Annotated in this window: 5 protein-coding genes; 3 read left to right on the plus strand and 2 right to left on the minus strand. The window is 67.5% G+C overall.

Translation table 11 applies throughout. The features are described 5' to 3' along the window. Positions 1 to 242 (minus strand): ATP phosphoribosyltransferase (hisG, locus tag BN903_RS10710; RefSeq protein ID WP_048077718.1); only part of this gene is annotated, 242 nt, incomplete at its 3' end. Positions 243 to 302: 60 nt separating this feature from the next. On the opposite strand from hisG, the gene BN903_RS10715 reads away from it, so the two are divergent. Then, positions 303 to 665: an SHOCT domain-containing protein gene (locus tag BN903_RS10715; RefSeq protein ID WP_048077719.1), complete on the plus strand. Its 363-nt coding sequence runs from the start codon at positions 303 to 305 to the stop codon at positions 663 to 665. An 18-nt stretch (positions 666 to 683) separates the two neighbouring features. Here BN903_RS10715 and BN903_RS10720 read toward each other — a convergent pair whose 3' ends face one another. Continuing rightward, entirely contained in the window at positions 684 to 1,058 is a 375-nt protein-coding gene (locus BN903_RS10720) for a hypothetical protein (protein ID WP_048077720.1), read from the minus strand. A gap of 127 nt (positions 1,059 to 1,185) precedes the next feature. On the opposite strand from BN903_RS10720, the gene BN903_RS10725 reads away from it, so the two are divergent. Both BN903_RS10725 and uvrB read left to right on the plus strand, forming a co-directional pair. After that, positions 1,186 to 1,413, plus strand: coding sequence for a hypothetical protein (locus BN903_RS10725; RefSeq protein WP_048077721.1), 228 nt, complete (start codon positions 1,186 to 1,188; stop codon positions 1,411 to 1,413). A gap of 84 nt (positions 1,414 to 1,497) precedes the next feature. After that, the gene (gene uvrB / locus BN903_RS10730; RefSeq protein ID WP_048077722.1) at positions 1,498 to 3,552 is read left to right on the plus strand and encodes an excinuclease ABC subunit UvrB; all 2,055 of its coding nucleotides are present in this window, start codon (positions 1,498 to 1,500) and stop codon (positions 3,550 to 3,552) included. Positions 3,553 to 3,568: the final 16 nt, after the last annotated feature.

Below are 3,568 nucleotides of genomic sequence, written 5' to 3' on the forward strand. Positions count from 1 at the left end.
CGTCGACGACGCCCGCCCGACTCGGCCGCCTGATCGAGGCCGGTGACGCCGAGGTCGGCCGCGCCGTCGCGGACGTACTCGGGGATGTCGGCCGCCCGCGCGAACAGCACCGTCACGTCCTCGTCGACGGTGTCGGCGTACAGCTGTCGGTCGGCGGTCTCCTCGACGTGGAGTCCCGCGCGCTCTAACAGCGAGAGCGTCGGCTCGTGTAGGCGGCCCTTGTTGGGGACGGCGATGCGCATACGGAACGCGTCGCGCGGACAGGGGGAAACGTTTTCGTCCTCGCTGCTCCGTCCGTACGCATGGACGACGGAACGGGAGCAGCCCTCCTCTCGCTCGCTATCGCCGTCCCGATCGTCGGTGCCCTCCTCATGTCCGGCACCGTCTTCGGCGCGGTCCTCACCGGACTCATCGTCGGTACTATCGCGGTGTCGTTCGTCCTCGCCGATCGGATCGACGACGAGAAAGACGAGACCGTGACCGACGACGAACCAGGCCCGTTGGAGTCGCTTCGAGACCGCTACGCGCGCGGCGAACTGACGGAAGACGAGTTCGAGCGGCGAGTCGAGCGACTCCTCGAAACAGAGGACAGATCGACCGCCCGGGACCTCCTTCTGGACGAGAGAGACGGTGCGGCCGAAACGGAACCAGTCCGCGAGCGCTGACGCGGGGGACCCGCCGGCTCACATCCCTCGTCTCACCAGCCAGTACGCGACGGGGAGACAGCCGGCGAACGCGATTGGCCAGGTGGTCAACTGCGAGGCCGGATCGGGCGGCGAGACGAGGCTCCCGACGGCCAGTCCGCCGATTCCCGCGACGACGACCGTCGCGGTGACTCTTTCCACCCGCCCTGGCGGCCACTCGCGGGGGCGTCCGCGACGCCACCACAGAAGGTAGTAAAACAGTATGATCCCCGAAAGCGGCGCAAGAACGCCCCAAAAGGCCGGATGGGCGCTTCTGCGAGCACGAGCGTCGAAGTTCACCCAGAGCCCGATCGCGGCCCAGACGAACAGCACGAGGGCCGCGCCGAACGCGACGGCGGGCGTGAGGAGGGACACGGTCTGCGTTCCACCGGATCGGTTGTCAGTCTTCCCCCCGCGAGGCGGATCGGTTCGGAGCGAGGTCCGCTCCGTCGACGCCGCCGTCGACCCGAAGGCATACGTTTGCGCCGCGAGAGGCCCCAGTGTGGCGAACGCCCTCCTGTCCCGTCTCGGCGACTACTACGATCCCGATCCGCGGGCGACGGTGGTCTGTCTGTTCGGGTCCGCGTTCACGCTGGCGATGATGCTGCCGATCGCAGATCTCGCGAACCAGTACCACACGTTCGGGGTCTTCGGGACGACGCTGGCGCTGCTCGGTTCTGTCGCGACGCTCGCCGACCTCCTCCGGCGACGGGAGACGCCGAGCGACTGACCGGCGAGGTCACCGACGAGTCCCGCCCGCGTCGGTCGCACGCGCCGCGCCGCTCAAGTGTCTCGACCGCCAACGACGCGTATCGTGAGCGACGCCGACTCCCCCCTCTCGGAGGACCGTCCGACCGTCGACCGCCCCCTCCGCGTCGACGCCCCGTTCGAGCCCGCGGGCGACCAGCCCGAGGCGATCGAGGGGCTCGTCGAGGGGTTCGAGTCGGGCGCGAAAAAGCAGACGCTGCTGGGCGTCACCGGGTCCGGGAAGACGAACACCGTCTCGTGGGTCGCCGAGGAGCTGGACCAGCCGACCCTCGTACTCGCCCACAACAAGACGCTCGCGGCCCAGCTGTACGAGGAGTTCCGCGAGCTGTTCCCGGACAACGCCGTCGAGTACTTCGTCTCCTACTACGACTACTACCAGCCGGAGGCGTACGTCGAGCAGACGGACACATTCATCGACAAGGAGATGTCGATAAACGAGGAGATCGACCGCCTGCGCCACTCCGCGACGCGCTCGCTCCTGACGCGCGACGACGTGATCGTCGTCGCCTCCGTCTCCGCCATCTACGGGCTGGGCGACCCGGGGAACTACCGCGACATGGCGCTCCGGCTCGAAGTCGGCGAGGAGGTCGGCCGCGAGGAGCTGCTCACCCGGCTCGTCGACCTGAACTACGAGCGCAACGACGTGGACTTCACGCAGGGCACCTTCCGCGTGCGCGGCGATACCGTCGAGATCTACCCGATGTACGGGCGCTACGCGGTGCGTGTCGAGCTGTGGGGCGAGGAGATCGACCGCATGCTGAAGGTCGACCCGATGCACGGCGAGGTCGTCTCGGAGGAGCCGGCGGTGATGCTCCACCCGGCGGAGCACTACTCGATCCCCGACGACAAGCTCGAACAGGCGGTGACCGAGATCGAGGACCTGATGGAAAAGCGGGTGAGCTACTTCGAGCGACAGGGCGACCTCGTGGCGGCCCAGCGCATCGAGGAGCGTACCACCTTCGACTTGGAGATGCTGCGCGAGGCGGGCTACTGTTCGGGGATCGAGAACTACTCGGTCCACATGGACGACCGCGAGTCCGGCGACGCCCCCTACACCCTGCTGGACTACTTCCCCGACGACTTCCTCACCGTGATCGACGAGTCCCACCAGACGATCCCCCAGATCAAAGGCCAGTACGAGGGCGACAAGTCGCGGAAGGACTCGCTGGTCGAGAACGGGTTCCGGCTCCCGACCGCCTACGACAACCGCCCGCTCACCTTCGAGGAGTTCGAGGAGAAGACGGACCGGACGCTGTACGTCTCCGCGACCCCCGGCGACTACGAGCGCGAGACCTCCGAGAACATCGTCGAACAGATCGTCCGCCCGACCCACCTCGTCGACCCGAAGGTAGAGGTGACGGGCGCGACGGGGCAGGTCGACGACCTGCTCGAACGCGTCGACGAGCGGATCGAGCGCGACGAGCGCGTGCTCGTCACCACGCTCACGAAGCGCATGGCCGAGGACCTCACGGAGTACTTCGAGGAGGCCGGGATCGACGTGGCGTACATGCACGACGAGACCGACACCCTCGAACGCCACGAGATCATCCGTGACCTCCGACTCGGCAACATCGACGTGCTCGTCGGCATCAACCTCCTGCGCGAGGGCCTCGACATCCCGGAGGTCTCTCTCGTCGCGATCCTCGACGCCGATCAGGAGGGGTTCCTGCGCTCGACTACCACCCTCGTCCAGACGATGGGGCGGGCCGCGCGCAACGTCAACGGTGAGGTCGTCCTCTACGCCGACGAGGTGACCGACTCGATGCGGGAAGCGATCGACGAGACCCAGCGCCGCCGCGAGATCCAGCTCGAATACAACGAGGAACACGGCTACGAGGCGACAACCATCGACAAGCCGGTGAGCGAGACGAACCTCCCGGGGTCGAAGACGGACACCTCGAACGTGAGCGTCGGCGACGTGGAGAGCGAAGACGAGGCGAAAGCGCAGATCGAGGCGCTCGAAGACCGGATGGACGAGGCCGCGAGCAACCTGGAGTTCGAGCTGGCGGCCGACATCCGCGACCGGATCGCGGAGCTGCGGCGCGCGTTCGAGATCGACGCGGACGACGACGGCGTCCCGGCACCGGCGATAGACGAGTAGCGCCCCGATTCTCACT

The sequence above is a fragment of the Halorubrum sp. AJ67 genome, from assembly GCF_000513435.1.

Coding starts and splice junctions, on each gene's coding strand:
- BN903_RS10715 (WP_048077719.1), top strand. CDS start 303: ATGGACGACGGAACGGGAGCAGCCCTCCTCTCGCTCGCTATCGCCGTC.